This is a genomic window from Pseudomonas sp. Pc102, from assembly GCF_018408275.1.
Taxonomy (GTDB): Bacteria; Pseudomonadota; Gammaproteobacteria; order Pseudomonadales; family Pseudomonadaceae; genus Metapseudomonas; species Metapseudomonas tohonis.
Window position 1 is genome coordinate 2,283,805 of the sequence record NZ_AP021905.1, and the last position, 25,394, is coordinate 2,309,198.

The 25,394-nt window shown below is 64.8% G+C and carries 24 protein-coding genes; 19 read left to right on the forward strand and 5 right to left on the reverse strand.

Annotated elements, in window-relative coordinates:
- Positions 1-21 precede the first annotated feature (21 nt).
- Genes PHLH3_RS10630 through PHLH3_RS10705 form a run of 16 tightly spaced genes read left to right on the forward strand, consistent with a single transcriptional unit; the run spans position 22 to position 17,103 of the window.
- On the forward strand, positions 22-885 hold the full coding sequence (locus tag PHLH3_RS10630) for a phage capsid protein (RefSeq protein ID WP_213629167.1): 864 nt from the start codon (positions 22-24) through the stop codon (positions 883-885).
- Between the two features lie 36 nt (positions 886-921).
- On the forward strand, positions 922-1,446 hold the full coding sequence (locus PHLH3_RS10635; protein WP_213629168.1) for a hypothetical protein: 525 nt from the start codon (positions 922-924) through the stop codon (positions 1,444-1,446).
- A gap of 60 nt (positions 1,447-1,506) precedes the next feature.
- Positions 1,507-2,088, forward strand: coding sequence for a hypothetical protein (locus PHLH3_RS10640; protein WP_213629169.1), 582 nt, complete (start codon positions 1,507-1,509; stop codon positions 2,086-2,088).
- The gene (locus tag PHLH3_RS10645) at positions 2,088-4,253 is read left to right on the forward strand and encodes a hypothetical protein (protein ID WP_213629170.1); all 2,166 of its coding nucleotides are present in this window, start codon (positions 2,088-2,090) and stop codon (positions 4,251-4,253) included. Before PHLH3_RS10640 ends, PHLH3_RS10645 begins: the two co-directional genes overlap by 1 nt.
- A gap of 7 nt (positions 4,254-4,260) precedes the next feature.
- Positions 4,261-4,707, forward strand: a complete 447-nt coding sequence (locus PHLH3_RS10650) for a GNAT family N-acetyltransferase (RefSeq protein ID WP_213629171.1) — start codon at positions 4,261-4,263, stop codon at positions 4,705-4,707.
- Positions 4,708-4,709: 2 nt separating this feature from the next.
- On the forward strand, positions 4,710-5,198 hold the full coding sequence (locus PHLH3_RS10655; protein WP_213629172.1) for a hypothetical protein: 489 nt from the start codon (positions 4,710-4,712) through the stop codon (positions 5,196-5,198).
- On the forward strand, positions 5,198-7,234 hold the full coding sequence (locus PHLH3_RS10660) for a hypothetical protein (RefSeq protein WP_213629173.1): 2,037 nt from the start codon (positions 5,198-5,200) through the stop codon (positions 7,232-7,234). Before PHLH3_RS10655 ends, PHLH3_RS10660 begins: the two co-directional genes overlap by 1 nt.
- Entirely contained in the window at positions 7,231-9,150 is a 1,920-nt protein-coding gene (locus PHLH3_RS10665; RefSeq protein WP_213629174.1) for a hypothetical protein, read from the forward strand. Before PHLH3_RS10660 ends, PHLH3_RS10665 begins: the two co-directional genes overlap by 4 nt.
- The gene (locus PHLH3_RS10670; protein ID WP_213629175.1) at positions 9,150-11,708 is read left to right on the forward strand and encodes a hypothetical protein; all 2,559 of its coding nucleotides are present in this window, start codon (positions 9,150-9,152) and stop codon (positions 11,706-11,708) included. Before PHLH3_RS10665 ends, PHLH3_RS10670 begins: the two co-directional genes overlap by 1 nt.
- Positions 11,708-12,034, forward strand: a complete 327-nt coding sequence (locus tag PHLH3_RS10675) for a hypothetical protein (protein WP_213629176.1) — start codon at positions 11,708-11,710, stop codon at positions 12,032-12,034. The genes PHLH3_RS10670 and PHLH3_RS10675 overlap by 1 nt, the downstream gene beginning before the upstream one ends.
- Positions 12,024-13,643, forward strand: a complete 1,620-nt coding sequence (gene terL / locus PHLH3_RS10680; protein WP_213629177.1) for a phage terminase large subunit — start codon at positions 12,024-12,026, stop codon at positions 13,641-13,643. Before PHLH3_RS10675 ends, terL begins: the two co-directional genes overlap by 11 nt.
- Positions 13,644-13,670: 27 nt before the next feature.
- Positions 13,671-15,578, forward strand: coding sequence for a glycosyl hydrolase family 28-related protein (locus PHLH3_RS10685; RefSeq protein WP_213629178.1), 1,908 nt, complete (start codon positions 13,671-13,673; stop codon positions 15,576-15,578).
- A 37-nt stretch (positions 15,579-15,615) separates the two neighbouring features.
- On the forward strand, positions 15,616-15,942 hold the full coding sequence (locus PHLH3_RS10690; RefSeq protein WP_213629179.1) for a hypothetical protein: 327 nt from the start codon (positions 15,616-15,618) through the stop codon (positions 15,940-15,942).
- Positions 15,939-16,145 carry a hypothetical protein gene (locus PHLH3_RS10695; RefSeq protein ID WP_213629180.1) on the forward strand — a complete coding sequence of 69 codons (207 nt, stop codon included), beginning with the start codon at positions 15,939-15,941 and terminating at the stop codon, positions 16,143-16,145. Before PHLH3_RS10690 ends, PHLH3_RS10695 begins: the two co-directional genes overlap by 4 nt.
- Complete coding sequence (locus tag PHLH3_RS10700) at positions 16,142-16,648, forward strand: hypothetical protein (protein WP_213629181.1); 507 nt, start codon at positions 16,142-16,144, stop codon at positions 16,646-16,648. Before PHLH3_RS10695 ends, PHLH3_RS10700 begins: the two co-directional genes overlap by 4 nt.
- Positions 16,645-17,103 (forward strand): DUF1353 domain-containing protein, encoded by a 459-nt coding sequence (locus PHLH3_RS10705; RefSeq protein WP_213629182.1) that lies wholly within the window; start codon positions 16,645-16,647, stop codon positions 17,101-17,103. The genes PHLH3_RS10700 and PHLH3_RS10705 overlap by 4 nt, the downstream gene beginning before the upstream one ends.
- Here PHLH3_RS10705 and PHLH3_RS10710 read toward each other — a convergent pair.
- Both PHLH3_RS10710 and norR read right to left on the reverse strand, forming a co-directional pair.
- Positions 17,088-18,290, reverse strand: a complete 1,203-nt coding sequence (locus PHLH3_RS10710) for an integrase arm-type DNA-binding domain-containing protein (RefSeq protein ID WP_213629183.1) — start codon at positions 18,288-18,290, stop codon at positions 17,088-17,090. The two genes, PHLH3_RS10705 and PHLH3_RS10710, sit on opposite strands and share 16 nt — an antisense overlap.
- Before the next feature lie 282 nt (positions 18,291-18,572).
- A complete protein-coding gene (gene norR, locus PHLH3_RS10715) occupies positions 18,573-20,126 on the reverse strand; it encodes a nitric oxide reductase transcriptional regulator NorR (protein ID WP_213629184.1) in 1,554 nt (517 codons plus the stop codon).
- A 154-nt stretch (positions 20,127-20,280) separates the two neighbouring features.
- On the opposite strand from norR, the gene hmpA reads away from it, so the two are divergent.
- From hmpA to PHLH3_RS10730, 3 genes are read left to right on the forward strand one after another with little or no spacing between them, the layout of a single operon-like run.
- The gene (gene hmpA, locus PHLH3_RS10720; protein WP_213629185.1) at positions 20,281-21,462 is read left to right on the forward strand and encodes an NO-inducible flavohemoprotein; all 1,182 of its coding nucleotides are present in this window, start codon (positions 20,281-20,283) and stop codon (positions 21,460-21,462) included.
- 52 nt (positions 21,463-21,514) lie between these two features.
- Positions 21,515-21,760, forward strand: coding sequence for a transmembrane sensor/regulator PpyR (locus PHLH3_RS10725; RefSeq protein WP_213629186.1), 246 nt, complete (start codon positions 21,515-21,517; stop codon positions 21,758-21,760).
- Positions 21,747-22,937 carry an NnrS family protein gene (locus tag PHLH3_RS10730; RefSeq protein WP_213629187.1) on the forward strand — a complete coding sequence of 397 codons (1,191 nt, stop codon included), beginning with the start codon at positions 21,747-21,749 and terminating at the stop codon, positions 22,935-22,937. The genes PHLH3_RS10725 and PHLH3_RS10730 overlap by 14 nt, the downstream gene beginning before the upstream one ends.
- Positions 22,938-22,940: 3 nt before the next feature.
- Here PHLH3_RS10730 and PHLH3_RS10735 read toward each other — a convergent pair whose 3' ends face one another.
- The 3 genes from PHLH3_RS10735 to PHLH3_RS10745 form a co-directional block, all read right to left on the reverse strand.
- Positions 22,941-23,198, reverse strand: coding sequence for a DUF5329 domain-containing protein (locus PHLH3_RS10735; RefSeq protein WP_244863012.1), 258 nt, complete (start codon positions 23,196-23,198; stop codon positions 22,941-22,943).
- Positions 23,158-24,084, reverse strand: a complete 927-nt coding sequence (locus tag PHLH3_RS10740) for a hypothetical protein (RefSeq protein ID WP_244863013.1) — start codon at positions 24,082-24,084, stop codon at positions 23,158-23,160. Before PHLH3_RS10740 ends, PHLH3_RS10735 begins: the two co-directional genes overlap by 41 nt.
- A 66-nt stretch (positions 24,085-24,150) precedes the next feature.
- Positions 24,151-25,230, reverse strand: a complete 1,080-nt coding sequence (locus PHLH3_RS10745) for a patatin-like phospholipase family protein (protein WP_173180168.1) — start codon at positions 25,228-25,230, stop codon at positions 24,151-24,153.
- Positions 25,231-25,394: the final 164 nt, after the last annotated feature.

Sequence of the window (25,394 nt, forward strand, 5' to 3'; positions counted from 1 at the left end):
CATTGCATTGGAGCAGAGACCATGTCCCAGCAGATTACCGAAGCGTTCGTTCAGCAGTTCGCTGACAACTTCAAGCACGTCGCTCAGCAGAAGATGAGCCGCCTGGAGTCCTGCGTCACCATCGAGCCCAACATCGTGGGCATGTCCAAGTCGATCAACCGTCTCGGCCAGCGTACCGCCCAGCGCCGAACCAGCCGCCACGGCGACACCCCGATCAACGATCAACCGCACAGCACCCGGTTCGTGGACCTCTACGACTGGGAAGACGGCGACATGGTCGACGATCAGGACAAGATCCGCATGCTGGTCGATCCGACCTCCGAGTACGTCAACGCCATGGTCGCCGGCCTGAACCGCGCCAAGGATGACGTGATCATCTCGTCCCTGGGCGGCAGTGCTCGCGCCACTTCCGGCGGCATCATCCTCCCTTCCTCGCAGAAGATCGCTGTCGGCGGCACTGGCCTGACCAAGGCCAAGATCATCCAGGCCAAGAAGATCTTCCGCGCCAACGAGGCGGACGAAGAGGCCGGCGAAGAGCTGTACATGGTGTACAGCGCCACCGCCCTGGCCGACATCCTGGCCGACACCACCCTGACCAGTGCCGACTTCCTGGCCGGCCAGATGCTCCAGTCCGGCACCCTCAAGGGCAAGTGGATGGGCTTCAACTGGATCCCCTCCGAGCGCTGCCCGAAGGCGTCCACCACTCGCTACCTCTACGCCTTCGCCAAGTCCGGCGTCGTGCTGGGCAAGGGCAAGGAGATCACCACCAAGGTCGGCGAGGACCCTGGTAAGGGCTTCAACGTTCGCGTCTACGCCAAGATGTCGATTGGCTCCGTGCGCGTTGAGGAAGAGAAGGTCGTCGAAATCGCAGTGAACGAGCCGTAACAGGCTCGCTCCTCATAACGGACACAGGAGAACATCATGGCCGTTGTAAACGTGAAATCCACTGCGGTGACTGCAGGCGATGCCTTCCCGCAATCCAACATCTCCCAGCGCATCTCCGGTGGCCGTCTGCGCGAGCGCGTCGGTTTCGCCGAGGCTGCGAACGGCGATTCCATCGGTTCCACCTACCGCCTGGCGCGCGTCAACTCCGGTGACCGCATCTCGCGCGTGCTGCTGTCCAGCGACGCGATCACCACCTGCGCGGGCGATATCGGCATCTACGACATCGCATCGGTGAACGCCGGCGCGGTGGTGGACGCTGACTTCTTCGGCTCTGCCGTGTCGCTGGCCACTGCCCAGGTGAACACCGACATCACCCACGAAGCGGACCCCGCTGACGCTGGCGCCGGTTTCGGCCTGGCCGACGTGGAGAAGCAGCTGTGGCAGGCCCTCGGCCTCGCTGCCGACCCGGGCAAGTGGTACGACGTGGCGGTCACCCTGACCGCCGCCGCTGCATCCGCCGGCACCATCGCCCTCAAGGTCCAGTACGTCGACGGCAACTGATCGTCATGCATGTGATTCAGCCGGGGCCCTGCGCCCCGGTTTCTTTGTACGGAGCGACCCATGGCCACTGGCGTATCCATCTGCTCTAACGCCCTGCTGATGCTTGGCGCCCAGACGATCAACTCGTTCACCGACTCGGACAACATCGACCGGGCGAAACTCTGCTCGAACCTCTACCCGACAGTGCGCGATGACCTGATCCGTGCGCACCCGTGGAACTGCTGCGTCAAGCGCATCCGACTGGCTCCAAATGCCACTGCCCCGGCGTTCGGTCTGGCATACGCATTCCAGATGCCATCCGACTGCATCCGAATCATGGAAGTCACCAGCCGCAACTATCAGATCGACTACAAGGTCGAGGGCCGATCGATCCTGTGCGACGAAGCTGCAATCGACCTGCGCTACGTCTTCAAGAACCAGGACGAAAGCACCTGGGACTCATCCCTGGTTAGCCTGGCAACCCTCGCTATGGCGGCGCGACTGGCCTACTCGGTCACTCAGTCGGCCAGCATGGAGCAGTCGCGCATGCAGGAATTCCAGATGGCGCTTCGCGTGGCCAAGGCCGTTGATGGTCAGGAGGAGCCGCCGGAGACCATGGGTGACGAGCGTCTGCTGGCTGCCAGGATGGGGGGTGGCTGGTAATGCCGCGCCTGACCCTGATTCAGACCAACTTCACCGCCGGCGAGATATCGCCGAGGATGAAGGGGCGCGTGGACATCGCCCGCTACCAGAACGGCGCAGAGGTCATGGAGAACTGCTGGCCTGTCGTGCACGGCGGCGCATTCCGGCGTAGCGGCACGCTGTTCTCCTCCGAGACCAAGACATCGGCCAAGCGCTCCCGCCTGATCCCCTACGTGTTCAACAAGTCGCAGGCGTTCATGATGGAGTTCGGCGACCTGTATGTGCGGTTCTATAACCCTGACGGGACGCAGATCAAGGTAAGTGGTACACCGGTTGAGGTCGTGAGCCCGTACACGGAGGCGATGTTGTTTGACATCGACTACGTCCAGGGCGCCGACACGATGTTCATCTTTCACCCGTCCGTGCCGGTGTACCGCCTGCGCAGGGTGAGCAACACCGAGTGGAGCCTGTCGCCGGCGCCGTTCGTGGTGACGCCGTTCGACGAGATCGGCATTCGGTTCTCCACAAGCCTGAGCATCTCAAACCCGGCCATTGGCACTGTGCGGACTCTCACCTCTGCGGTGAATGCGTTCAAGGCCTCTGATGTTGGGCGCGAGGTCTGGTCTGGCGCCGGTGTGGCCAAGATCACCGGGTTCATCTCGGCAACCTCCGTTTATGCAGACGTGACCGTCGCGTTCGCGTCTGGGAGCACGTCGAACTGGGCCATCAAGAACTCGCCGCAGGCCCAGTGCACCCCGTCTGCGAAAGACCCTGTAGGGGCGAACATCACGCTGACCCTGAGCGCTGCCGGCTGGCGCACCGACGACGTCGGCAAGTTCGTTCGCATCAATAGCGGCCTGGTCGAGATCACGTCCTATTCCACTGACACAGTGGTGTCCGGGAACATACGTACCGCGCTGTCTGCCGCCGTCGCGTCGCCGGCCAACGCCTGGTCGCTGGAGTCTGCCGTCTGGAACGCTACGGACGGATACCCGGGCACCGGAACCCTGCACGAGCAGCGCCTGGTCTGCGCGGGCTCCACCGGATACCCGCAAACCATCTGGATGAGCAAGACCGGCGAGTCGCTGAACTTCGAGCTGGGGACCGCTGATGACGCCGCCATGTCGTTCACGGTTTCGTCCGACCAGATCAACCCCATCAGCCACATGGCGCAGATCAAGGCCCTGGTTGCGCTGACCTATGGCGGCGAGTTCTCCCTGTTGGGCGGCGTGGAAAAGCCCATCACCCCGACCAATATCCAGGTGAAGAACCAGAGCACTTACGGGTGCAGCCGCGTCAAGCCGGTTCGGATCGGCAACGAGCTCTATTTCATCCAGCGATCAGACCGAAAGCTGCGGGCCATGGCCTACCGCTACGACTCGGACGCCTACGGCGCTCCGGATATGTCTGTGCTGTCCGAGCACATCACCGAGAGCGGCGTCGCTGACATGGCGTACCAGCAAGAGCCTGAGTCGATCCTGTTCCTGGTGCGCAATGACGGAGTGATCGCCACCCTCACCGTTGACCGCGACCAGGATGTGATCGGATGGGCGCGCCAGACCACTGACGGCGCATTCGAGTCTGTTGCGGCAATCCCTACCGTCGATGGCGAGCAGGTTTGGTGCATTGTCAAGCGCAACATCGACGGCGTCGAGAGGCGTTACGTTGAGCGATTCACCGGCGGCGTCAACGTTGATTGCGGCCTTGCTCTGAGCAGCCCATCAGGCCAGGCAACCTGGACCGGGCTAGACCATCTCGAGGGGGAGCTTGTCGACATCGTGGCCGACGGCGTGCCGATGCAGCAAGCCACTGTTACAGGCGGCTCTGTCACCTTGCCGCGCACCGCCAAAGCTTTGCAGATCGGGCTTCACTACAAGACGACAGTCAAGACCCTTACCCCGGAAGTAGCCGGCAGCACCGGTACGGCCCAGGGAAACAGGATGCGCATCAGCGAGGTAACCCTGCGCTTCCTCGATACCATCGGCTGCAAGGTGAGCGGGCAGACTATCGCATTCCGTAACTTCGGATCCGATGTGCTTGACCAGCCTATACAGCCATTCACGGGCGACCACCGCATAGAAACCCTTGGCTGGGATGTCGGGCGCGCCCAGCTGACTATCGAGCAGGACCAGCCCCTGCCTTTCCAATTGCTCAGCGTCATCAAGAAATTCACCTTTAACGACTGAGGTCGCCATGATCAGGACCGCCACTCACGACGACATCCCTCGGCTGATCGAACTGGGAACCTTGCTGCACGGCATCAGCAGCTACGCCAAGGTCAGCTTCGAGCCGGAGAAGGCCGCCAGATTCCTGGGCCATCTGATCGATGACCGCGGCGGCGTGGTGTTCGTGTCCGAGAAGGATGGACTTGTGGTGGGCGGCCTGGCTGGAGGCCTGACCGATGAATGGTTCAGCAGCGAGCTGGTGGCCTACGACTACAGCATCTTCGTGGAGCCTGCGCACCGGAACGGCTACATCGCCATCAAGCTGCTGCGCGCGTTCGAGGCGTGGGCCAAGGCCATGGGCGCAGTTCGTGTGCACATGGGCATTGGCACTGCGCTCCATGTCGAGGGCACTACCAGGCTCTATGAGGCCCTCGGCTTCTCGTTCTTCGGCCCTATGTTCGTGAAGGAGCTTTGATCATGGCAGTAGGAGCAGCAGGAGCTGCCGCATATGCCGCCCTGGCTGCGGCAACGGCGGTATCCGTTTACTCGTCCGTCCAGTCCGGCAAGCAGGCTCAGGCCAACGCGAACGCCCAGGCTGAGCAGGCCGCGCTCGACGCCCAGACTGAGCGCTCCGCTGCCGTGGTGCAGGCCGAACGCATCCGCAAGCTGGCCCGCCTGCAGAACAGCGAGGCGAATGCCGCCCTGGCCGCCTCCGGCGTTGACATAGGCGAGGGAACGCCGATCAACATCAACCGCGAGATCACGCAGAACGCCGAGGAGGATGCGTCCATGACGATCTTCGGCGGCGCAAACAGGGCCCAGCGCCTCAATACCGACGCATCGAACTACCGCCTTGCCGGTGCGCAGGCCAGGAGCAGCGCCAACATGCAGGCAGCAAGCACCCTGATCTCGTCTGGCTCCCAAGCATATAGCGGCTGGCGCAGCAGCGTAGGAGGCACGGCGTAATGGCACAGATCCCACTGGGCAGGTTCGCTGCCCCCAATGTGGTGCCGACCCCCGAACAAGGTCGTGTTGTCACCGGCCCCGACTCGACGCGCGGCTTGCAGCAGGTGGCCGCCACGGCGATGAACGTCGGCAGCGATATCCTCGACCGTCAGAACCGCGAGAACCAGGCCCTGGCCCGGGTGAAGGCGTCGAATGCCATCATCGACCGCGAGTCGCAGCTCAAGGCCATCTCCTCGGACATTGAGGAGAAGATGCGCACCGGTCAGCTGGAGTGGGACAAGGGCGAGGAGGCCTACAACGCCGCCGCGTCGAAACTTGATCCGCTACAGGTCACAGGACTTGATCCTGTAGGCCAGGGCGAGTTGGCGAACTCCCTGAAGCGTCTGCAGGTTGGCGGCCTGGACCGTATTCGCGCGGCCACCCTCAACGCCCGTGTTGACTCCGCCAAGGCTGACATTGCGTCGCGCATGGACATGCTCGGGAAGGACGCTGCGCTGCCGGGCGCAGACATCAGCCAGATCAATGCCCGCATGGACGTCGAAGACATCGACCTCGTCGGTCGCATGGGCTACGGCGAGAAGTGGGACGCCATGAAGCAGGCCTTCAAGGACGAGAACTGGGCAACCCAGGCCACCCAGCGCGTGATCGGCGCCCGTGATGGGCTTGGCGAGTTGGAGCAGATCCGCACCGACCTGACCTCTGCCGACAGCATCTACGCCCGCAACCTGAGCCCGGACAAACGCAATCAGCTGCTGAACACCGTCACTGGGCGCATCTACCAGGTGCAGGCCCATCAGCAGCAGCAGGCCATGGCTCGAGACATGAAGGCCATGCGCACCCTGGCGCAGATGGACAAGCAGGCCGCCACCGGCATTCCGCCGAGCCCGGCAGAGCAACAGGCATGGCAGGCCAGCCTGGCCGGCACATCCTTCGCCGGCGAGTACAACGACCGGATCGAGCAGATGAACCAGGTGCAGCAGGTTCTCCGCCTGCCGCTCGACCAGCAACAGGCATTCATCCAGAACCAGCGCACGCAGCTCGCCACCGAGGGCGGGTCGGTTGCGCAGGCCACGAATCTCAACCGGCTTGAGACCGCGATCACCGAGAACATCAAGCGCGCCCGCGAGGAGCCGCTGGTCTTCAGCGCCATGCGCACCGGCACCCAGGTGGAGCCGCTGAAGCTTGAAGGCATCGCCACGCCCGACGGCCAGGCCAGTCTTCTGGCCCAGCTCAGCGAGCGCTTCGACACCGTCGCCGCGGTACGCCAACAGTTCGGGCCTGACGTGCAGCTGGTCCCATTCCTGCCGCAGGAGGCCGAGCTGCTGAAGGCGGCCATCCCGCAGATGGACGACAACACCAAGCTCCAGGTGCTTGGCACGCTATCCGCCGCAGCGCCGACGAGCCAGGCCTACAAAGGCGCCCTGACCGCGATCGCCGCCGATGATCCCAACCTGATGCTCGCCGGCCTGGCGCAGCACAACGACCTGAAGGGCCCGCCGGACGCCAAGACTGGCCAGTCAGTCAACGTCGCGCAGACCATCCTCACTGGCTCGAAGGTGCTGAAGGACAAGTCGTACCAGCTGCCGTCTGAGAAGGAGATGCGCGTCGCGTTCGATGATGCGGTTGGCGCATCGATCCCGGTCGGGACTCCTCAGCGAGAACAGGCATTTGGCGCCTACCGGGCCATCTATGCCGGCCTGGCACAGTCACGTGGCATCTCTGCCGAGGACGCGTCACTGGGCGGGATGGACCGTAGCCTTGCCGAAGAGACTGCACTGCTTGCCACCGGCGGCGTTGGCGAGCGCGGCGGCGCCAAGGTGATCAAGCCATACGGCATGAGCGACCGCGACTTCGATGACGCCGTGGACAAGCAGCTCCAGGGCCTGGCGGAAGGTTCCGGCATCTCCATTGATCAACTGGAGGACATGCCGCTCATGAAGGCGCCAGGCAGCGCTGGCTCCTACTACCTGCTGAACGGTACCGGCCCGCAGCTGAACCCGAAGACCAATGAGCCGATGGTGGTGATCATCCAATGAGCTGGTTCGACAGCAACCTCGACCAGGCGGAGATCGACAGCCAGAATCAGCGGCTGAACTTCAACGCCAACCTTCCAGAGCCCGGATTCTTCGCTGGCTCTCTCGACGCGCTTGGCTCCGGCCTGATCCGCGGCGGCGTTGAGGGCATCAACGCCGGCCAGTCCCTGCTGACCCAGGCCGCCGGCGCAGACCAGGCCATGAGCCTCGGCCTCAGCGGGATGGTGCTGGATGGCCAGGGGGCAGACGAGCAGCGCCGGCGCGTGGAGGAGGAGACTGACCAGGCGGCGAAGGAGATCGGCCAGCGCACTGCGCAGGCGGTCCAACTTCTGCGCCCCGACCCGGCCACAACCGGCATGGCGGGCCAGATCCTTAACGAGGCTGGCGCGATCCTGCCGCGCACTGTCGCCGCGGCATTGGTCGGCGGGCCGGTTGCTGGTGCTGTGGCTGCCGGCGCGCCGGCGGGCTACTCCGGCAAGCAAGTCGCCATGGCCGAAGGTATCGATGAGACCACGGCCAGCCTGAAGGGATTGATTGACGCCGGCACGATCGGCGTCGGGGCAGTGCTGCCGGCGGCGAAGTTCGTCAAGCCGCTGCTCGGCGACCTGGCCATCGCCGTTGGCGCGAACACGGGGCTTGGCATCGCCAGCCGGGCCGGCACCTCTGCGCTGCTGGAGGCCAATGGGTACACCGCGCAGGCGGCGCAGTACCAGGCATTCGACCGCACCGCCCTGGCCACCGACGTGATCCTTGGTGCAGCGTTCTTCGGCATCGGGCGCGCCGCGCTGCGCAGGCCCACCACTCAGCAGGTCGACGCTGCGCTGACCGAGCGCCTTGTCCAGCACGAGCTGACCGATACCGCCCCAGGCGCTCCGGCCACGCCGAAGGCGGCGATCACCCATCAGGAAGCCCTGCGCCTGGCCGTTGACCAGATCAGCCGAGGCGAACCTGTCCGCCTGCCGGAGAGCATCCACTCCGCTGAGTTCCTGCGCACCGCTGAGGAGGCGCCCGCCGTCGTCCCGCTGCGCACCGAGATCGAGGCGACAGCCCTGCGCGAGGAGCTGCCGGCAATTCGCGCCGAACTGGAGCGGCAGGCCGCCGGCGCCGCGCCCAACGTCAAGGATCTGCGTACCGAGTTGTCCGGAATCCAGCGCACCCTGGACGACCTCGACGCTACCTTCAAGGGCCGAGCCAAGGAGTTCCAGGGCCAGGGCATGAGCCGCAAGCAGGCCGAGAGCCAGGCCCGCCAGGCCATCGACGCAGAGCGCGCCCAGCTCCAATCCCGGCAGCAGGAGATCAACGGTGCACTCGATGCCAACCACTCCGCCGAGCAGGCGCGTGACGACCTTGCCGCCATCGACCGTGGCCAGCTTCCCGACCAGTTCCAGCAGAGGGTTACCGAGCGTGCCGCGAAGATCGAGCAGGGATTCCAGCGCAAACCGCTTGCCGGTCAGGTGGCAGAGGGCAACCGCCAGTTCAATCTGCGGCAGGCGGCCCAGCAGGAAATCACCCGCCTGCTCGACGAGATCGACCGCCTGGAGCCGCGCGTCGAACCGGTGCCGCTGGAGATCCCCGCGCGAGCGGTGAAAGCTGGCGAGCAACAGGGAGGTGCGCCAGCCTCTGCCGGTTCTGAAGGCGCTCCACAGCCGGCCAAGGGTGGTAGCGGCGCCGCTCCAGAGGCACGCCAGCCTGGCAGCGGCGCAGCTGCCGACCCGGAAATCGCCGTAGCCGACGAGATCATGGCCCGCGTCGACGACATCCAGCTGCCAACCGGCGCCATCGATGCTGACGGCAACCCGGTCACCGTGTCCGCCCGCGAACTGCTGGCCGAGAGCGACGCCGAAATCCAAGCCGCGCAGCAGGAGTCCCGGGGCTTCGCTGCTGCCGCCGCCTGCTTCCTGCAACGAGGTGAAGTCTGATGCGCCCAGAATGCGCCCAGGCCGTCGCACAAGCGATTGGCCGATCCCTGACCCAAGAAGAGCTGAAGGGCATCGAGGACCGCCTGCGCCGCAATATGCGCCAGTTGGCCCGCACCGATGCCGACTGGCAGAGCAAGAGCATCGCCGAGCGCATGTCCGAGGCGGCGAAGAAGTCCGCCGATGAGCTGGTCGCCGAGAAGCAGCTGAAGAAGAAGCGCGTAGCCCTGACGATCATGGCCCACGACCGGATCACCAGCTACATGGCTCGCTTCCCGGATCGCCCGCTCGAAGGGCTTGACCGCATGCTGGCCTTCTCCGCCGATGGCAAGAGCGGCATCCAGTCCATCGAGTCGGCCACCCGCGCCATCCGCGACGAATCCCTGTCCCGCATGCTCGACGTCATCGACCTGACCAAGGGCAAGTTCCTGGGCCTGCTGCAGGACAAGGCCGGGAACCTGGCGCTGGTGCGCGAACTCCACGGCGAGGACAGCGGCGTGCCGGCGGCCAAGGTGGCGGCCAAGGCTTTCCGGGAGGTGGCCGAATCCCTGCGCACGCGGTTCAACCGCGCCGGCGGCGACGTCGGCTTCCTCGAAGACTGGGCCATGCCGCGCGATCACAGCCAGGTCAAGGTAGCTCGCAGCATGAACGACTGGGTCGGCGACCATGTGCAATGGGCCGACCGGTCGAAGTACGTCAAGGAAGACGGCTCACAGATGAGCGACGCCGAACTGACCGAATTCCTCCAGCACGCCTGGAAGACCATAGCCACCGGCGGCATCAACAAGCTGGAGCCTGGCCGCGCACCGGTAGGCGCCGCCCGGGCGAACCGCGGCAACGAGTCCCGCCAGATCCACTACGCCAACGCCGAGGCCTTCATCGCCGCCCAAGAGAAGTACGGCGAGCGCAACCTGCTGGAACTGCTGGTAGGCCACATCGACGGCGCCTCTCGTGACATCGCCCTGGTTGAGGCCATGGGGCCGAACCCGAACCACGCCATGCGCTACTTCCTCGACATCGCCCAGAAGGAGCAGACCGAAAAAGCCACAGGGACTGGCTCTGCCAAGAAAGTGGCTGAGCGCATTGCGCGCCGGCGTGAGAGGATCGAGAGCCTGTATGAAGAGGTGGCTGGGACAAGGCCTCCGCCAGCATCGTCTGCCGTCGCCAACGGCTTCGACACTTACCGCGCCCTGAACGTGGCATCCCGCCTGGGCTCTGCTGTTCTGACATCGGTCACCGACCAGGGCACGCTCGGGCTGACCGCAGCTATCAACGGTATGCCGGTGATGAAGGTCTTCGCCAATGAGCTGCGCATGCTCAACCCGGCCAACGCAGCCGACCGTCGCCTGGCCATGCGCGCCGGCCTGGGCCTGAACCAACTGATCGGCAGCCTGAATCGGTTCGGCGCCGACGGCCTGGGCACGACTGAGGCTATTTCTGGCAGGGCTGCAAAGTGGTCGCAGACCGCCGCCAGCAAGATAATGCAGGTCAGCGGAATGAATGCCCTCACCTCAGGGGTTCAGAGAGCTTTCAGCGCCACCTACATGGACGTGCTCGGCGACATGTCGCGGCGCTACGACTCCATGGCGGCGATGGATGCTGCCGACCGATCCCGCCTGGAGGGGAGGGGAGTCACCGAGACGGATTGGCAGGTCTGGCGCCTGGCTCAACCCGAGGACTGGCGCGGCACTGGCGACACCGTCCTCACCGCCGGCAGCATCTACAAGCTCACCGACGAGCAACTGCGCGGCATCGCCCAGCAGGAAGGGATCACGCCTCAACGCCTGCGTGACCAGGCTGCCACCAAGCTACTGGGAACAGTCTTGGACGAGACAAGCATGGCAATCATCGAGCCTGGCGCGCGCGAACGTAGCTTGATGCAAGGGCCGTGGCGGCGGGGAACTCCGGGTGGTGAGATTGTTCGATCGTTCTGGCAGTTCAAGTCCTTCAGCGTGTCCATGATCATGCGCCACTGGGCGCGTGCCATGGCTCAGCCTGGCTGGGGCAAGGCCAAATACATCAGTGCTTTGATGGCTACCACCACAATTTTTGGCGGCATGGCCATCCAGATAGGAGAGTTGGCTGCGGGGCGCGACCCGAAGGACGTCACTGACGACGGCACCCTTGGGGTTCCTGGGCTGCGTTTCGGTATCGCCTCGATGCTGAAAGGTGGCGCTCTTGGCCTCTACGGCGACTACCTATTCTCCGACCAGTCGCAGGGAGGGGCGTCCCCGCTGGCGGCCATCGGCGGCCCTATCGCCGGCGACATCGAAGCGCTGTATCAGCTCAAGGACAACGCCGCCGCCGGCGAGGTGAACCAGACCGGCGGGAAGCTGGTGCGCTTCATCAAGTCCCACCTGCCAGGCGCGAACCTCTGGTACACCAAGGCCGCGACGGATCACCTGATCTTCAACCAGTTGCAGGAATTCTTCTCGCCCGGCTACCTGAAGCGGATCGAGCGGAGGGCGCGGAAGGAGTTCAACCAGTCGTTCTGGTGGAGCCCCGGCGACACGGCGCCCGAGCGGGCGCCTGACCTTGGCGCGGTACTGGGAGGCCGATGATGCGCGAAGACCAACGAGTGCGACTGAGCGAACTGCGCGATGAGCTGATGGAGACGGCTCTGCTTGATGCCGACCCGAAGCTCTGGACGGCTGCCGGCAAGGCTCCGGCGGACATGAGCCAGGAGGAGAGGGGGGACGCGTACTGGTGCCGGAAGCTGGCCGTGTCCACCGTGTCGCTGCTGACCAAGGTCCAGGGCATGCTGGAGACGCATGGCAAGCCAACCGCCGGCAACGGCAAGGACGAGGGCGACCTTGACCGGGAGATCCGCCAGGCGGAGAAAGAAGCGGCGGCCATGCTCGAGCGGGCCCAGTCGAATGTCCACTGAGCCCAAGGTCTCCCTGCTGGTCTTCTTCCTCATTTGGGCGAAGCGGATGCGCTGGGATGTGCCGGACATCCATGTTCAGGCCCTGGTGTGGCTGGAGGCCAAGGGCAATCTCGCCGTGCTGCGGTGCTTCCGGGGATTCGGCAAGTCCACCCTGCTGGCCATCTACAACGCCTGGCGCTACTACAAGAACCCGGCGTTCCGCATCCTGCACCAGTCCGAGTCCGACCCGACGGCGTACAAGACCAGCCGCGACACGCAGAACGTCATTCGCAATCACCCGCTGACCCGCCACTTGCTGCCGGCCAACCAGGGCACGGTCGAACAGTGGTGGGTGGAAGGGGCAGAGGACTTCCGTAACGCCTCCATGTTCGCCAAGGGCATCCTCTCGAACGTGACGTCTGCCCGGGCGGACGAGTGCCAGAACGACGACGTCGAGGTTCCGAGGAACATCGGCACCCCAGAGGCGCGCGAGAAGCTGCGCTACCGCCTGGGCGAGCAAACGCACATCCTGGTGCCCGGCGGCTCGAAGTTGTTCATCGGCACCCCGCACACCCACGACAGCCTGTACGACGAGGTCGAGAGCATGGGCGCCGACTGCCTGACGATCCGCATGTTCGGCCAGGAGCACCGCATCGAGGCCGCCACGCAGACGGCCTACGACGTGCCATTCGTTCCCGAGGTGGTATTCGCTGGGATCGGCAAGCACTCTCGCCTGCTGATCGATGGCATCGACTACCTGAAGACCAAGACCGGTATCGCTTTCTCATCGCCGCCCGGGGTGCTGGTGGATTGCTACGCCGGCCAGGCCTGGCCGAAGCGGTTTGACGCCGCGGAACTTGAGAAGCGCCGGCGCGAAACCCGCACGATCAACGAGTGGGACAGCCAGTACCAGCTGCACAGCAAGCCGGTTACCGAGGTCCGCCTGAACCCCGAGCGCATCCGCCCGTACAACCTGCAGCCCGAGGTCCGCACGGCTAACGGGGCGGTCGGCATGTTCCTCGGCAGCACGCAGATTGTCGGCGCCGTGGCGTACTGGGACTGCTCGCTGGGGAAGACCAAGTCGGATGCGTCGGCCTTCTCCCTGATGCTGACCGACCAGCGCGGCCAGCTGTACTGGCACGCCTGCGAGGGATTGGTCGGCGAGCTGGCGGAGTTCGACGCGCGCGATCGGATCATCGGCGGGCAGGTCATGCAGGTGCGCGACCTGGTAGTGAAGCTGCAAATCCCGTGCGTCACCGTCGAGGTGAACGGGCCTGGCGGGTTCGTGCCGAACATCCTGCGCCAGGCCCTGAAGGGCACGGGCTGCGCGGTGCGCGAGGAATTCAGCGTGCGCAACAAGCAGGAGCGAATCCTTGATGCCTTCGAGCCGGCGCTGTCCTCCCAGTTCCTCTGGGCCCACGTCGACGTGCTACGCGGCCCGCTGTGGGACCAGATGCGAGACTTCAACCCGGCACTGCGCGACCAGCCCGATGATTACCTCGATTCCGGCGCCGGCGCGATCCAGCAGACCCCCGTCAGGATTGGGCGAATAGTCGGGAAACCGACCGAGCACCGGCGCGACGATTGGCGCCCAAGCGCGGGCGTGCACGAGGTGCAAGTCGACTACTAGGCCCGCATCAACAGCGAGGCCTACGTCATGGCAGTCCCCCAGCAGCAGCCGTACATCACCTATGCTGCGAACGGAATAGCGGTCACCTTCACCATACCCTTCAAGCTGATCCTTGAGAGTGACCTGTCCGTCCAACTCGACGGAACTCCGATTACTTCCGGGTATGTCATAACCGGCCTTGGCAATGACACTTCCAGCATCACATTCTCCAGCGCCCCCAGCGGCTCGCTCTTGCTTCTGCGCGACATCCCGCTGGAGCGGAGCGTCGATTACCAAGAGCTAGGAGACTTCCTATCCAGCACGGTCAACTTCGACTATGACCGGATATGGATGGCGCTTCAGGGGCTGAATTCATTCGTGTTTGGGGCGGTTCGCGCGCCTTTCCCAGAATCAATCCCTGCGATGCCGTCCGCCGCCGATAGGGCGAATAAGCTTCTGTCGTTCGATGGCTATGGGAACCCCAGCGTTTACTTGCCGGCGGCCGATAGCTCTACAGCGCTTCGGATGGATCTCGCCAACGAGTTGGACCCCGCAAAGGGGGTCGCTCTTGTGGCAAGAAGCGGCCAGGTTGTTGGATCAATCGCAGAGCTGCGTTTGCTCTTGTCTGGAAGCGCCTCAAGGCATGCGTTTGTGCTTGGCTACTACCAGGCCGGCGATGGTGGAGGCGGCGCATACAGCCTGGATGCTGCGGATACATCGACGGCGGACAACGGCGGAACCGTTATCGTGGCCGCAGACGGCGGTCGATGGAAGATGGCAGTTACTGGCGAGGTATCTATCAAGCAGTTCGGCGCCAAGGCTGACGACACGACCGACGCTGGCCCGGCCATCAACGCATCGACCTCTGCGCTTGGGTATGCGTTTGTTCCAGCCGGCACGTTTCGCATCTCCACCAACATCAACATCGGTACCGGCCACAGACTGTACGGTGCTGGCAGGTCTGCAACGATAATTAATTCAGTCACTCCCGGTAACTCTATCGTTGTTGCCGCTAACGCCGAGTACTGGTCTGTCAAGAGCTTGCGCCTAACCAGGCCTCTCGGCAACTACGGGACCTCTTCCGGCAAAAATGGTATTCACTGCAACGGCTATGTGCAGCTTGCTCACATTGACGACGTCGAGGTGTTCAGGCACTGGCGAGGCCTAAACCTCGGCCCTACCTCCTATTCGTTCGTGTCGAATTATCTGGTCGACAACAACTACGACGATGGTATTCACGTCGAGGGAACCGCGACCATCGGCGCTATGCAGTGGACTTTCTTCAAGGGCATCAGCCAGCGCAACAACGGTTGCGGGATGAAGTTCCAGACCGTGGCAGGTCCTTCCGGCGCCAGCATGGGCGACCTGGTTAGCGTCAGCACCTACGGCAATAAGATTGACGGCATCGCGTGGATCGGCCTTTCAAGCTGTCCTATCAACGCCATCAGGGTGCGCGGCGCATTCGTCGGCGAGGAAGGGCGCCACGGCATCCACATGGACACCTACGGAGTGTCTACGCACATGCTGGCGGATGTTTTCTCAGAAATATGTGGCACGCTGCCGTGCGGCGTAGACAGCGGCACGCCAGCAACTAACCAAGGGCGTGGTTTCAACATCACCGCCAACCAGCAGGAAGTCATTCTTACTGGATGCAACGCCATCGGTAACAGCTGGTCCGGCCTGGTGTCGCAATGCCCGCGTCTGACCGTCACTGGTGGCTCTTACCGCCTCAACGGCGTGGCTATGCTGGCCGGAGAGCGCAACGGCATCCAGCTTGAGGCCGGCTCCGGCAGCATTACCGGTCTGCGCGCCAACGGCAACAAGGGATATGGAGTCTTCCTGCAGAACGATAATCACCAGATCGTCGGGTGCAATCTTTTGGAAAACGTGACGGCTGCAATTGGCGCAGCGGTGTCGCTGACCGTAACCATCGACAGCGCGAACCGCAAGGCTTAGCGCTTATTGAGAGCCGCGCAACAACATAAGGATTGGTATGAGCGAACAAACTGAAGGGCGCAGGCATTGGCATCTGGATAAATCGGTCTCCATTAGTCACATCCTTACGACCGTTGTGCTTCTGCTTGGCGCCCTCAAATTCTCGTTCGACATGGAAAAGCGGATCGCTCTGTTGGAGGCCAATACAAACGTACAGACATCGGCTCTTACCCAGTTGCTCGACAACCAGCGGCGTACTGATGCGCGCCAGGACGCGGAAATTGATGCCATCAAGCGCCAGGCCCGCGAGGACTACATGGACCTCGGCAAGAAGATGGAGCGGCTCATCGACTACAACCAGCGCGCGATCCGGAGCAGCAAGTGAAGCTCGTCCCGTACTGGCGAAACGCCTGGAAGCTGGTCAGCGTTCAGCTGATCGCGCTGATCACCATCCTTGGCGGCCTGCGCGAGGCCTCGGAGTACCTGCAGCAGATCCTCCCGCCAGAGCTCTACCTCAAGGTGAACGCCGGCCTGGCCATCTGCGCCCTGCTGGCGCGCCTCATCCATCAGCCGAAGGTGACGAAATGACCCTGCACGATCTGCGGTTGACGGTGATCATCCCGGCCATGACCATTCTGCCGGTGAAGATGACCGGGCGGCCTGCAGAGTTGCAGCTGCTCGCCACAACCCTTCAGGAAGACCCAAAGCAGCGCCGCCGGCAGTGGCCGACCGGCCCGGCAAGGGGGCTCTGGCAGTTCGAGCAGGGCGGCGGCGTGAATGGTGTCCTGCGCCACAAGAGCACGCGACAACATGCCGTCACGTTGTGCGATGCGCGCGGCGTCCGCCCTGTTGCTGAGCTTGTGCACGCACGACTCGAGCATGACGACATCCTGGCCGCGGGGTTTGCCAGGCTGCTGCTCTGGGCTGACCCTCTGGCTCTGCCGGCGCCCGGCGAGGTTGAGGCCGGCTGGCAGCTGTACCTGCGCACCTGGCGCCCTGGCGCATACAGCCGCGGCGACGACCAGGAGAAAGCCGAGCTACGCCGGCGCTGGAGCGAGAACTACGCCAGGGCCATGGATGCCATGGCATGACCTTCCCCCACTTCGACGCGCCTCTCGACACGCGATACGATCGTGAAGCCAGCGAAGTCCTCGGCGCCGACCACTGGCGCATCCTGACTCCGTTTCGCCTGATGCTCAGCGACCGCCAGTGGGCCGCGGTGCCTACTGGAATCCTCACAGACGGCGGCAGCATCCCCCGAGTCATGCACGGCATCATCCCGCCATGGGGTAAGTTCGGGCAGGCCTACGTGATGCACGACCAGCTGTGCGAGTACCTGTCGCTGACGGTTGATGGTAGGCCAAGCCCTATTGCAAGGGTGCGCTGTGACAGCCTGCTCTACGTTGGGATGCAGGTTCTTGGCGGCACGCCGGAGGAGATCGCGGCAGTTCAAGCAGGCGTCGACCTGTTCAGGAATGCCGCCAGGGTGACGCGCCCGAGTAACCGGGCGCTGAAGCGGAAGCTGGAAGCTCAGTGGCTGCCCTGATCAACCAGGTCCGCCCATTCCTGCATCATGGCGCGCCGCTGCTCAAGGTAGGTCGCATGGTTGTAGGTGTCGCGGATCACGCTGGGATCTGCATGAGCAAGCTGCCTTTCGATCCAATCCCGGTTGAAGCCGCGGCCATTCATCTCCGTTGAGAACATGTGCCTGAACCCATGTGGCGACTGCTTGCCGCGCAATCCGGCCGATGCCATAGCATCTGTCGCGTAGTTGACGCCGATGGGCTTCTGGCTGCTCCATGCGCCCGGGAAAACGAACTGGCCGCCAGCGGAGAGCGGCATCATGCCCTTGATCAGCTCAATCGCCTGCGCTGGCAGAGGCATCACGTGATCCCTGCGCATCTTCATCCGGTCGGCAGGAATCGTCCATGTGGCAGCCTCGAGATCGACGTCTTCCCACTGGGCCAGCCTCGCCTCGCCAGGCCGGCAGGCGGTGTAGATCATGAGCATGAGCGCGCCTCTGGCCGACATGGAGAGCGGAGCCACGCGAATGGCGTTCATCACGTCGCAGAGCGATGAGGCGTCGACGAATGGCCGGTGGTTGTAGGTGCCTGCCTTCTCCGTGACCTCGTGCATTTCCGCTGTAGGGTCCGCATCCAAATCGCCTGTCGCTATGGCGTAGCGGAAGATCTGGCCCATCCACTGTCTGGTCTTGACCGAGGAAGTAATTGCGCCTCGTCTCTCTATTCGCCGGATGATCGAGATGACATCGGCCCTTGTGATGGCCCGGATGTTGAGCCTGCCGAGGCTTGGCAGAACGTCGTTATCCATGGCGATGCGGATGCCCTTCAAGGTGCCTGGCGAAAGCTTCCCCTTCTTGTTCCTAGCGCCGTCGGCCTGGCGGAATGCCGTCCACTCCTCATAGACCCGCTTGAATGTTCGCTCCTGCGCCTCCGCCACGGATGCCTTCGCCGCTCGGCGCGACTCCCTTGGGTCTCGTCCTGATGCAACTTCCTCCCGGGCCTCGTCTCGGCGCTGCCTGGCCTCCTTCAGGCCGACATCGGGGTACACGCCAAGGGAGATTCGCGCCTGCTTGTTCAGCCAGGTGAACCTGAAATGCCAGCTCTTCACCCCGGACGGGGCCACGTAGAGAGTGAGTCCGAGGCTGTCGGCCAGGGTGTATGCCTTCTCCTTTGGCTTGGCTTGCCGTGCTGCTGTGTCAGTCAGTGCCACCAGTACATCCTTGGTTGTGATTGTTCGATGTACTGCATGATGTACTGAATTTTGCGGGATTGGAATAAACCACTTGAGACGCCATGGGAATAAAATGCCACGCAGGCGGGGGCCTTTTGGCGGTGCGTGGCATGTCAGGGGAATAGGCGAGATTTCCCAGTGGAGGCCTTGAACAGTTCCACGAATGACGCTCTGAAGATGACGGCCCGGTACCGGCCTGGAAGGGGCGGGAGTTTATCAGTTCCCCCCGCCCTTTACCGCTGACCGGACGAGCCGCCCCTGTCACTTGATGCCCAGACGCTTGGCCAGGCGTAGCAGGTTGGCGCGATCCAGCCCCAGCTCCCGGGCCGCTGCCGCCCAATTGCCTTCATTGCGTTCCAGTGCCGCGGTCACCAGGCGCTGTTGATAATGATCCACTGCCGTACGCAGATCGCCGATCGAGACTGGCTGCTCTTCCTCGATCGCCTCATCCGCCTGAACGTGGGCCCCTGCTCGTGGCAAAGCCAGGTCTGCCGCCGTCAGGGTCAGGATTCTTGGCCTATCCGGCTGCGCCACCCTTGCCTTGAGCCCGGCCCGTCCGATCAGGTGTTCCAGCTCACGCACGTTCCCGGGCCAGTCGTAGCCGAGGAGGGCGGCTTGCGCATCCTGGCTCAGCCTTAGGCTGCGCAGTCCCAGCTGGGCACGGTTGTTCTCGAGGAAATAGCCCGCAAGCAGCAGCACATCGCGGCCCCGGTCGCGCAATGGCGGCACGCGCATGGGATAGACGCTGAGACGGTGATAGAGGTCGGCGCGGAAGCGGCCATGGCGCACCTCCTCGGCCAGGTCCCGGTTGGTGGCGGCGATCACCCGAACATTGACCCGATGCTCCCGATCAGATCCCACCCGTTGCAACTGGCCGCTCTGCAATACCCGCAGCAGCTTGGCCTGGATCGCCAGAGGCAGCTCGCCCACTTCATCCAGGAACAGGCTGCCGCCATTGGCCAGCTCGAACTTGCCACGCCTGTCACCCACGGCGCCGGAGAAGGCGCCACGCACATGGCCGAACAGTTCGCTCTCCACCAGGGTGTCCGGCAGGGCCGCGCAGTTGAGGCTGATGAGCGGCTGGTTGCTGCGGGGAGACCTGGCATGGATCGCCTGGGCCACCAGCTCCTTGCCGACGCCCGTCTCACCGCTGATCAGCACCGTCAGCTCGCTGCCACCGACCACGGCGATCTCCTCCACCAGCGCCTTGTGCGCGGCGCTCTGGCCGATCATTTCCTGCGGCCGCGCCTGCCCGGCGGCCTGGCGATAGACCTCCGCACGCTGCTGTTCATCCGCCGCCAGGCGCTCCAGGCCATGCATGCGCTCGGCGGCCTTCACCGTCGCCGCCGCCAGTACGGCGAAGTTCTCCAGGGTCTGCAGGTCCTCGCTGGAGAAGCGCGCCGGGTTCAGCGCGTCCAGCGTCAGCAGGCCCCAGGGGCGATCATCGAGGAACAGCGGGCAGCCCAGGCAGTCGTGCACCTCCAGGTGTTCCAAATGCCCTTCCACCAGGCCGTCATACGGGTCGGGCAGATCGCAGTCGGCAGGGAAGCGCGTCGGTCCGCGATTCTCCAGAAGTGCCCGTAGGCGTGGGTGCTCGCTGACCTTGAAGCGCCGCCCCAAGGTATCCGCGCTCAAGCCGTCCACCGCAAGGGGCACCAGTTGCTCGCCTTCCAGTCGCAGCAGCGCGGTCGCGTCGCATGGCAGCAGATCCCGCAGCGCGCCGAGAAGGCGGCGATACCGCTCCGGCTCCGGTAGATCGCGGGACAGGTCAGTGACCAGGGGGATGAGCGTCTGCAGCAAAGAGGGAGTTGTCATATTGACTTCTTGATGTCGGATTGACTCGGAGAGAATTGTAGTCAGAAAAACTCGTTAATTCATAAGTAGCTGATTCATAAGAAATAAAAATGTGGCACGGGAAATGAAGTACCCAGGACGAGATCCAGACCACCTAGAAAAACGGAGTCCAACCATGCTGTCCAGCCAAGTGCGTGCCATCGTCAAGTCCACCGTCCCCCTGCTGGAGACGGGGGGCGAAGCCCTGACTACCCATTTCTACAAGATGATGCTCACCGAATACCCGCAGGTCCGCCCGCTGTTCAACCAGGCTCACCAGGCCAGCGGCGACCAGGCCCGCGCCCTCGCCAACGGCGTGCTGATGTACGCCCGCCACATCGACCAGCTCGAGGTCCTGGGCCCGCTGGTCAGCCGCATCGTCGCCAAGCACGTCGCCTTGCAGATCCTTCCCGAGCACTACCCGATCGTGGGGGACTGCCTGCTGCGCTCCATCCGCGAGGTCCTGGGCGAGGACATCGCGACGGACGAGGTGATCGACGCCTGGGCCCAGGCCTATGAGCTGCTGGCCGGCCTGCTGATCGGCTCGGAAGAGGAGGTCTACGCCGCCAGTGCCGAGGCCCCCGGCGGCTGGCGCGGCGCACGTGGCTTCATCGTCAAGCGCAAGGTCGCGGAAAGCGAGGAGATCACCTCCTTCCACCTGGTGCCTGAAGATGGCGGCGCGGTGCTGGACTTCGCCCCCGGCCAGTTCATCGGCCTGCGCCTGGACATCGATGGCGAGGAGGCACGCCGCAACTACTCCCTCTCCGCAGCCGCCAACGGCCGCTCCTACCGCATCAGCGTCAAACGCGAGCCAGGCGGCAAGGTTTCCAACTTCCTCCACGATCGTGTCGGCGAAGGTGACCGCATCGAACTGTTCGCGCCGGCCGGCGACTTCGTGTTGCGCCCCGGCAGGAAGCCCCTGGTGCTGATCACCGCCGGCGTCGGTATCACCCCTGCGCTGGCCATGCTCGAAGTGGCGCAACACAGCGATCGACCGATCCACTTCATCCACTGCGCGCGCAACGGCGCGGTCCACGCCTTCCGTGACTGGGTGGAGAACATCGCCGCCCAGCGCCAGAACTTCCACCACTTCGTCTGCTACAGCGAGCCGTCCCGGAGCGATCGTGCCGACGCCACCGGCTTCCTCACCCTCGATCGCCTGTCGGGCTGGCTACCCGCCGAGCGTGACCTGGACGCCTACTTCCTCGGGCCCAAGCCCTTCATGGCCCAGGTGAAGAAGCACCTGAAGACCCTGGGCGTACCCGACGGGCAATGCCACTACGAGTTCTTCGGGCCTGCCAGTGCCCTGGACAGCTGATCGACCCCGCCCGGCGCTCACGAGGCGCCGGGCCTTGAACGAGGAAACCACCATGACCTTCTTCAACTCCCCCGATGCTCTTCTGCGCTTCGCCAACCAGGTGCTCTGGATCGGCCTGGTCATGCTGCTGGTCGGCATCCTCTGCGGCTATCTGCTCGACCAGTTCTTCGGGCTGCTGCCGCTGATCGCCTTCCACGGCATGGTCATCTTCGGGCCGACCCTGCTGAAGCTCGGCTATGTCATGCGCCTCACCGCCCAATACCAGCTGCACAAGGAGGCGCTCCATGCAGTTGCGTGACCGTAAACGGGAACTGGCCATCGCGCCGCTCTGGCGCCTTGGCTTCCGTCCCTTCTTCCTGGCTGGCGGGCTCTTCGCGCTGATCGCCATGGCGTTCTGGATCGTGGCGCTGACCGGCCACCTCGGCACCTGGCAACCGGCTGGTGGCTGGCTGGCCTGGCATCGTCACGAAATGCCTTTCGGCTTCGGCATCGCCATCATCGCCGGCTTCCTGCTCACTGCCGTGCAGAACTGGACGGGCAGGGCCGGGCTCTCCGGGCGCCCGTTGATGGGGCTCGCAGCCCTCTGGCTCGCCGCGCGCCTGGCCTGGTTGCTGGAGGCGCCGCTGCTCGTGCTGATTCCCCTGCAGGTCGCCTTCCTGCCGCTGCTGGCCTTCGTCATCGGCCGCAGCCTCTGGCAGGTGCGCCAGCGCAACAATTATCCCGTGGTGGCCGTGCTGCTCCTGCTCGGCAGTGCCGATGCCCTGGTGCTGGCCGGCCTGGCAGGGGGCGAGGAGGGTATGCAACGCCAGGGCGTGCTCGCGGCGATGTGGTTGATCGCGGCACTGATGGGCCTGATCGGCGGGCGGGTGATTCCCTTCTTCACCCAGCGCGGGCTGGGGCGCACCCAGCAGGTGAAGGCCGTGCCCTGGCTGGACCGCGCCACCCTCGGTTGCGCGTTGCTGGTGGCGGTGCTGACCGCCTCGGGCGTTGCCCTGGAAGCCAGAGCCTGGATCGCGTTGCCATTCGCCTGCCTGGCCCTGGGCAACGCCGTTCGCCTGGCGCGCTGGTACGACGCGGGCATCTGGCGCGTGCCGCTGCTCTGGTCCTTGCACCTGGCCTTCGCCTGGCTGGTGGTGGCGCCCCTCGGCCAGGCGCTCTGGCACCTGGGGCTAACGAGCAATGCGAGCCTGCCGTTGCACGCGCTGGCGGTCGGGGCGATGGGTGGGTTGATCCTGGCGATGCTGGCCCGCGTCAGCCTGGGCCACACCGGCCGGCCGTTGTCACCGCCGAAGACGATGGGCATCGCCTTCGCACTGGTCAACTGCGGAGCGCTGGCGCGGGTGTTCCTGCCGGGGCTGCTGCCCAGCGTGGCGCTACCCCTGGCGGGCGTCTGCTGGCTGGGCGCCTTTGCGCTGTTCCTCGGGCACTACGCGCCGATGTTCTGCCATGCGCGGGTCGACGGCCAGCCTGGTTGAGGTTCAGGGCCGGGCGGTGCGCAGGCGCGCCAGCTCGGCCTTCAGCCATTCCGCGGAGAGCTGTTCCTGGCCGTTGCAGCGCACCTTGTAGGGCTTGCCGCTCATGCTGCTCTCGGTGGCGGCGCGGGCGATGAAGTCCTCGCTGGAGTCGACCAGGCCCTTCTTCTCCAGGTAGTCGAGCTTCTTCTGCAGGTGATCGCGGGCTTCGGTCGCCGGGTACTCACTGCCGTTGCGGATGAACAGGCAGCCACTCGACGCCACGAACCTCAGCAGCCCCTCGATCTCCTGCTGGCTGCGTGCGTCCGGCGCCGCCTGGCTCGGGTTCATCGCAAGCAACAAGCAACTGGCGCAGATGGCCTGCCAGGTAACGGTGAAAACGCGCATCTTCCCAATACTCCATATGGCTCAGGGGGGTGTGCCGCTTGTACCAGGGGCCGACCGGCATGGCACGGTCCTCCTGCACGACGGCGGTGTAGTTCTGCAGGGGCCGCAGCGGGTAGCCGAGTGGGTCCGCCGGGGCGTAGACGTTCAGCCAGCGCGCCTGTTCGCGCACCCGCTCCTCCAGGCAGTGGCCGGGGAAGCGGATGGGCTGGACGGGGTCGTAGGCGAAGGTGAACAGCGGGATGTTGCAGCCGAAGGTGACCAGCCCGGCGAGGGTCTCCAGCGCGATGAAGGGGTCGCGCGGGCAGCTCGGGGTGTCGTTGAGTTTCTGCTGGTCCCAGACGAAGTTGGAGAAGATGTGTCCGCCGAGGGAGTGCGCGAGCACCACCAGCGGCGTATTCGGGCCCACCCGGGCGCGCAGGGCGTTGAGGCCGTTGCGCAGGCACTGGTGCACTTCTTCGTAGGTGGTGTCGTAGGCCTGGCTGACCTTGCGATAGCCGCTGGCGTCGCCGAGGAACAGTGTCACCGCCTCGCGCAGCCAGCGCCAGGTAACCGGTTCGCGCTCCAGGCGATCGAGGTAGGCCTGTTCGCGCTTGTCCAGCACGCTGGCCCAGTAGAGGCTCTGGAAGGCGATCTGTTCGGCGTCGCTGCCCAGGCGCTTGCGCAGGCCGCGGATCAGGCCCTGGGCGAAGCCGTGCTGGCCGTCGTCGTCGCGCAGGTCCTGCTGGTTGCCAATGCCATGGATGATGGCGACGGCGAGCTTCATCGGTTCTCTCCCTGAATCGTCGCGCGGCAGCCTACCCCGAGGCAGGCCGCGCGGCAATCGGGCCGATCAGAGCGGCTGCAGGCGTTCGGCCAGGCGGCCGCCATCCACCAATTCGAGGAATTCGTCACCGAGGCGCTGGCTCTCGCTCATCGCCTTGCGCCAGTAGCGTTCGCGGCCCGCGTCGTCACCCAGGTAGCGGGTGAAGTCCTTGCGGTCCGGCAGCTTGCCGTGGGGCAGGGTGGCCAGGTACTCCCGCGAGGGGGCGAGCAGCAGCACGTCCTGCAGGCGCACTGCATCGCCACGGCGCCAGGGCAGGCCCTTGTCGAACCAGCCGGGGATCACCTTGTCGGTGAAGTGCGGGTAGAGCACCACGCCGTCGCCGCTGTAGGGCAGGTCGAGGTGGTAGTCGAGCAGGCCGCCGTCGCGGTAGGTGCCGGGGCCGGCGCCCGGGATGTCGCGCACGCCTTCCATCACCATGGGGATGGAGCCGGAGGCCAGCAGGGCGTGGCGGAGGTTGCCGGCGTCCAGGGCCAGGCAGCGCGAGGGGAAGTCCTCCAGCGCGGCCAGGGGCGGGGCCAGGCGGCTGTCATGCAGGATCACCCGCTCGAAGTGCCGGGCCAGGCGCGGGCGCCCCAGCAGGTTGGAGCCGATCACCGAGCCCAGGCCGAGCCCCAGCGCACCACGGCGGTCATGGGCGAGCAGGCCGTGGCTCTTCACCACCACCACGTTGAGGCGGTAGTGCGGGTTGCTCAGTACATGGGCGTCCTGGCCTTCCAGCAGGTGGTCGAGCATCTGCGCGCAGAGGCGGCTCACCTCGGCCATGGTCACGCCCTTGGGGAAGCGTTGCGCGGTGTACAGCTCGCCCAGGCGGCTGATGCCCTTGGCGGCGTCCGGCAGGCAGGCGCTGGCGAAGCGCCAGGAGCCGATGGAGGCGCCGATCAGCGAGCGCTCCTGGGGCGCGCGGGGCAGCCAGTCGCCGAACAGCGCCAGGTCCAGTCCCTGGATGCCCAGCGCCTTGGGGCCGCCGGCAGCGCCGGGGAGGATCTTCACGTCGGCCGGCTGCAGGCCGCGCTCGCGGATGCGTGCCAGGGCACGGCTGCCTGCGCGCAGGGTCAGGGCGGGCGACTTGATGTGGATGGCGCTCATGGGGGCCTCCGAAAAAAGCGAGGCAGCGATTATAGTGGCCCGCGCCGCCAGTCCAAGCGCCTTCATCCTGTGAATGATGCATCCATGCCGAGTCCGGGGAGTGATTGGCGGGATTCGGGGTATCGATGGCACCGACCGGAGCGGCCGGAAATTCAGCTTGAGTT